Annotated in this window: 4 protein-coding genes; all 4 read right to left on the reverse strand. The window is 61.5% G+C overall.

Annotated elements, in window-relative coordinates; genetic code table 11:
* Positions 1 to 173: 173 nt before the first annotated feature.
* Positions 174 to 1,988: a translation elongation factor 4 gene (gene lepA / locus Q0J81_RS10700; protein ID WP_294447805.1), complete on the reverse strand. Its 1,815-nt coding sequence runs from the start codon at positions 1,986 to 1,988 to the stop codon at positions 174 to 176.
* Between the two features lie 122 nt (positions 1,989 to 2,110).
* Positions 2,111 to 2,800: an amino acid ABC transporter permease gene (locus Q0J81_RS10705; RefSeq protein WP_294447807.1), complete on the reverse strand. Its 690-nt coding sequence runs from the start codon at positions 2,798 to 2,800 to the stop codon at positions 2,111 to 2,113.
* Between the two features lie 2 nt (positions 2,801 to 2,802).
* Complete coding sequence (locus Q0J81_RS10710) at positions 2,803 to 3,597, reverse strand: amino acid ABC transporter ATP-binding protein (protein WP_294447810.1); 795 nt, start codon at positions 3,595 to 3,597, stop codon at positions 2,803 to 2,805.
* 14 nt (positions 3,598 to 3,611) lie between these two features.
* Positions 3,612 to 4,037 (reverse strand): amino acid ABC transporter permease (locus tag Q0J81_RS10715; protein WP_294447812.1); only part of this gene is annotated, 426 nt, incomplete at its 5' end.

A 4,037-nucleotide genomic window follows, 5' to 3' on the forward strand; every position in this document is an offset into this window, starting at 1 on the left:
TCACGCGCCGTGCCTGTCCTCTCCCCTTCCCGGTCGGCGCAACGACACGGCCGCCGCTCCCTTTATTAAAAGTTTTCGGAAGGAGGATGGGGGTGCGGGGGAAGGAGGAAAGCCCTTTTTCAAAAGGGTTTCCTCCTTCCCCCGCCCGATCTCATCCTGTCTTTCTATTCTTTCTACTTGCCGCCGTCGTCACCGACCTTGAGGGCGGCGAGGAAGGCTTCCTGGGGAAGTTCCACGTTGCCCATGCGTTTCATGCGCTTTTTGCCTTCCTTCTGTTTTTCGAGGAGCTTGCGCTTACGGGTGATGTCGCCGCCGTAGCATTTGGCGAGCACGTCCTTGCGGTAGGCGGACACGGTTTCGCGGGCGATGACCTTGTTGCCTATGGCGGCCTGGATGGCGACCTCGAACATCTGGCGCGGGATGGTGCGCTTGAGCTTGAGGGCGAGGGCACGGCCGTAGGGGTAGGCGTTGTCTTTGTGCACGATGACGGCGAGGGCGTCCACGGGGGCGCCGTTCAGCAGGATGTCCAGCTTGACGAGCGAGGATTCCCGGTAGTCGATGGGCGTGTAGTCCATGGATGCGTAGCCGCGCGTGCCGGACTTGAGCTTGTCGAAGAAGTCGAACACGATTTCCGCGAAGGGCATTTCGTAGGTGATGACGGCGCGGTTGGTGGTGATGAATCCCAGATTCTTCTGAATGCCGCGCTTTTCCTCGCAGAGCTTGAGCACGTTGCCCACGAATTCGGTGGGAACGTGGATGTCCATGCGTACGTAGGGCTCGTAGAGGGCCTTGATCTTGGAACCGTCGGGGAACTTGGCGGGGTTGTCGATGTCGAAGGTCTTGCCGTCGGTGGTGTCCACCTTGTAGATGACGGACGGGGCCGTGGCGATGAGTTCCACCTGAAATTCACGTTCGAGGCGTTCCTGAATGATCTCCATATGCAGCAGGCCGAGGAAGCCGCAGCGGAAACCGAAGCCGAGGGCCGAGGAGGTTTCGGGCTCGAAGGAGAAGGCCGCGTCGTTGAGCTGGAGCTTTTCGAGGGCGGTCTTGAGGTTTTCGTAGTCGGCGGCGTCGGTGGGATAGAGACCGCAGAACACCATGGGCTTGACTTCCTTGAAGCCGGGCACGGGGGCGTCGGCGGGATTGTCGCGCAGGGTGATGGTGTCGCCCACGCGGGCGTGGCCGAGTTCCTTGATGTTTGCGCACAGAAAGCCCACTTCGCCCGCGGCGAGTTCGCTCACGTCCACGGCGTTCGGCGAGAACACGCCGAGGCGTACCACTTCGTAGTCGCGATTGCCGGCCATGAGATGGATGACGTCGCCGAGCTTCAAGGTGCCTTCCATGATGCGGAAGAGCACCACGACGCCCTGATAGCTGTCGTACCAGGAATCGAAGATGAGGGCCTTGAGCGGCGCGTTGCGGTCGCCGCCGGGAGCGGGCAGGCGGTGCACGATGGCATCGAGCACCTTGTCGATGTTGAGGCCGGTCTTGGCGGACACGTCCACGGAGTCGGTGCAGTCGAGACCGATGGTGTCCTCGATTTCCTGGCGCACGCGGTCCGGCTCGGCGCTCGGCAGGTCGATCTTGTTGAGCACGGGAACGATTTCGTGGTTGTGATCGAGCGCCATGTAGACGTTGGCAAGAGTCTGCGCCTCCACGCCCTGGGTGGCGTCCACCACCAGCAGCGCGCCTTCGCAGGCCGCAAGCGAACGCGACACCTCATAGCCGAAGTCCACGTGTGCGGGGGTGTCGAGGAGGTTCAGCACGTACTTTGTGCCGTCCTTGTCGGTATAGGGAATGCGCACGGTCTGCGCCTTGATGGTGATGCCGCGCTCGCGTTCCAGATCCATTTTGTCGAGGTACTGTTCGCGGGCTTCCCGGGCGCTCACCACGCCGGTGTATTCCAGAATGCGGTCGGCAAGGGTGGACTTGCCGTGGTCGATATGGGCAATGATGCAGAAATTGCGGATTTTGTCGAGTGAGGTCATGCGTCTCTGGGGTAGAAGTTGACGGCGTCTTTCACCGCGATGGCGACATGGTAACGCGCGGGGCGGTCATGTTCAAGCAGCCGGGGTTGAACGGAACGGCATGCGGCGTGTTGTCGCCCGCCTTATTTTTGCGTGCCGAAGCCCGGAATGGCCAGCTTTTTTTCCAGCTTTGCCAGAAGCCAGGTGGCCGCACTGACCATGACAAGGTAGTAGCACGCCGCCACGAGATAGACTTCCGTGGGACGGAACGTGCGCGAAACCAGCACCTTGGCTTCGCCGGTGAGCTCGATGCACGTGACGATGTATGCCAGTGAGGAATACTTGATGAGATAGATGATTTCGTTGCCGCAGCCGGGCAGAGCACGACGCACGGCCTGAGGCACGATGACGGACCAGATGGTCTGCCACCTTGTCATGCCGAGAGCCTGCGCAGCCTTGATTTGTCCCTGCCTTATGGAAAGCAGGGCGCCGCGCACGTATTCCGACTGGTAGGAGGCCGTGCACACGATGAATCCTATGAGCGCGGCCGCGTAGGGCGAGAGATAGATTTTCACGCCGGGCAGGCTGGGCAGGCCGAAATAGAGTATCATGAGCTGCACGGTGAGCGGCACGCCGCGTATGACGGCCACCACCGCGTCGGTGCCGCGGCGCATCCAGGGCGTGCCGAACACGCGCATGACGCCCATGACCACGCCGATGAAGCCGCCGATGAGCGAGGCGGGAATGATGAGCTGAAGGCTCATCATGAGGCCTCTGTCCAGATAGGGCATGACGCGCCCGGTGAGGAAGTTCATGTCGATGAAGTCGAGCATGGTCAGTTCTGCGCCTCCTGCGCGGGAGCGGCTTCGCCGCACAGTTCCAGAAGGCGCGTGCAGAAGTCCTGCGTGCGGGTCTGCGCGCCCGGGGCGAGAAGCACTTCGGGCGCACCCTGTTCGATGACGCGTCCGGCTTCCATGAACAGGATTTCCGTGGCCACGGCACGGGCAAATTCCATCTGATGGGTGACCATGATCATGGGCATGCCGTGGGCGGCAAGATCGCGTATGACGGTGAGCACTTCGCCCACGAGTTCGGGATCGAGGGCGGAGGTGGGCTCGTCGAGCAGCAGAATGGTGGGATCCATGGCCAGGGCGCGCGCAATGGCCACGCGCTGTTTCTGTCCGCCGGAAAGCTGGGCGGGGTAAAGTTTAGCCTTGTCCTCAAGGCCCACGCGGGCGAGTTCCTGATGGGCGCGCTCCAGCGCGTCGGCACGGCTCATGCCGCGCACCTTGCACAGGGCAAGCGCTACGTTCCGCTCGGCGGAAAGATGGTCGAACAGGTTGAAATCCTGAAAGATCATGCCGACATGCTGACGCAGGTCGTACAGTTCCTTCGTATTCTTGAAGTCAACCTTGCGTTCGCCGAGCCAGATTTCTCCCTGATCGGGTTCAAGCAGGCAGTTGATGCACTGCAGAAAGGTGCTCTTGCCCGCGCCGGACGGGCCGATGAGCACCTTGACATCGCCCGGATGCATGCTGATGGAGCAGTCGTCGAGAATTTTGCGGCCGGTGAGATATTTGGTGAAGTGTTCCGCGCGAAGAATGGGGGTGTCGTTCGTATGAGCGTTCATGGTTTCTCCCGGCATCACATGCCGGCGTTGCTGTAGCCGGGAATGCGGGCTTTTCGTTCGAGGCGGCGGAGCAGGGTCACGCCCGCCATGGTGATGGCGAAATAGATGAGTCCGGCGGTGATGTAGAGGGGCAGGTGCTCGTAGGTGCGCGAGGCCACGAAATGGGTGCGCGCCATGATCTCGGGCGTGCCGAGGGCGAAGCACATGGCCGAGTCCTTGAGCAGAATGGAATATTCATTGGACCATCCGGGAATGGACAGCCTTAGAGCCTGAGGAAGAATGACGTGCCGTATGGTCTGAAAGTCGGTCATGCCGAGCGCCCGGCCCGCCTTGAGCTGACCTGCCGGAAGGGACATGATGGCCCCGCGGAATATCTGGGACTGGTAGGCCGCGCTCGTCATGCCGAGCACGATGCATGAGGCTCCTATGGTGCCCACGTC

This window comes from uncultured Mailhella sp. (assembly GCF_944324575.1).
Classification (GTDB): Bacteria; Desulfobacterota; Desulfovibrionia; order Desulfovibrionales; family Desulfovibrionaceae; genus Mailhella.

Bases quoted from the DNA above. Each gene is read 5' to 3' on its own strand.
- lepA (WP_294447805.1), bottom strand. From the start codon at position 1,988: ATGACCTCACTCGACAAAATCCGCAATTTCTGCATCATTGCCCATATC.
- Q0J81_RS10705 (WP_294447807.1), bottom strand. From the start codon at position 2,800: ATGCTCGACTTCATCGACATGAACTTCCTCACCGGGCGCGTCATGCCC.
- Q0J81_RS10710 (WP_294447810.1), bottom strand. From the start codon at position 3,597: ATGAACGCTCATACGAACGACACCCCCATTCTTCGCGCGGAACACTTC.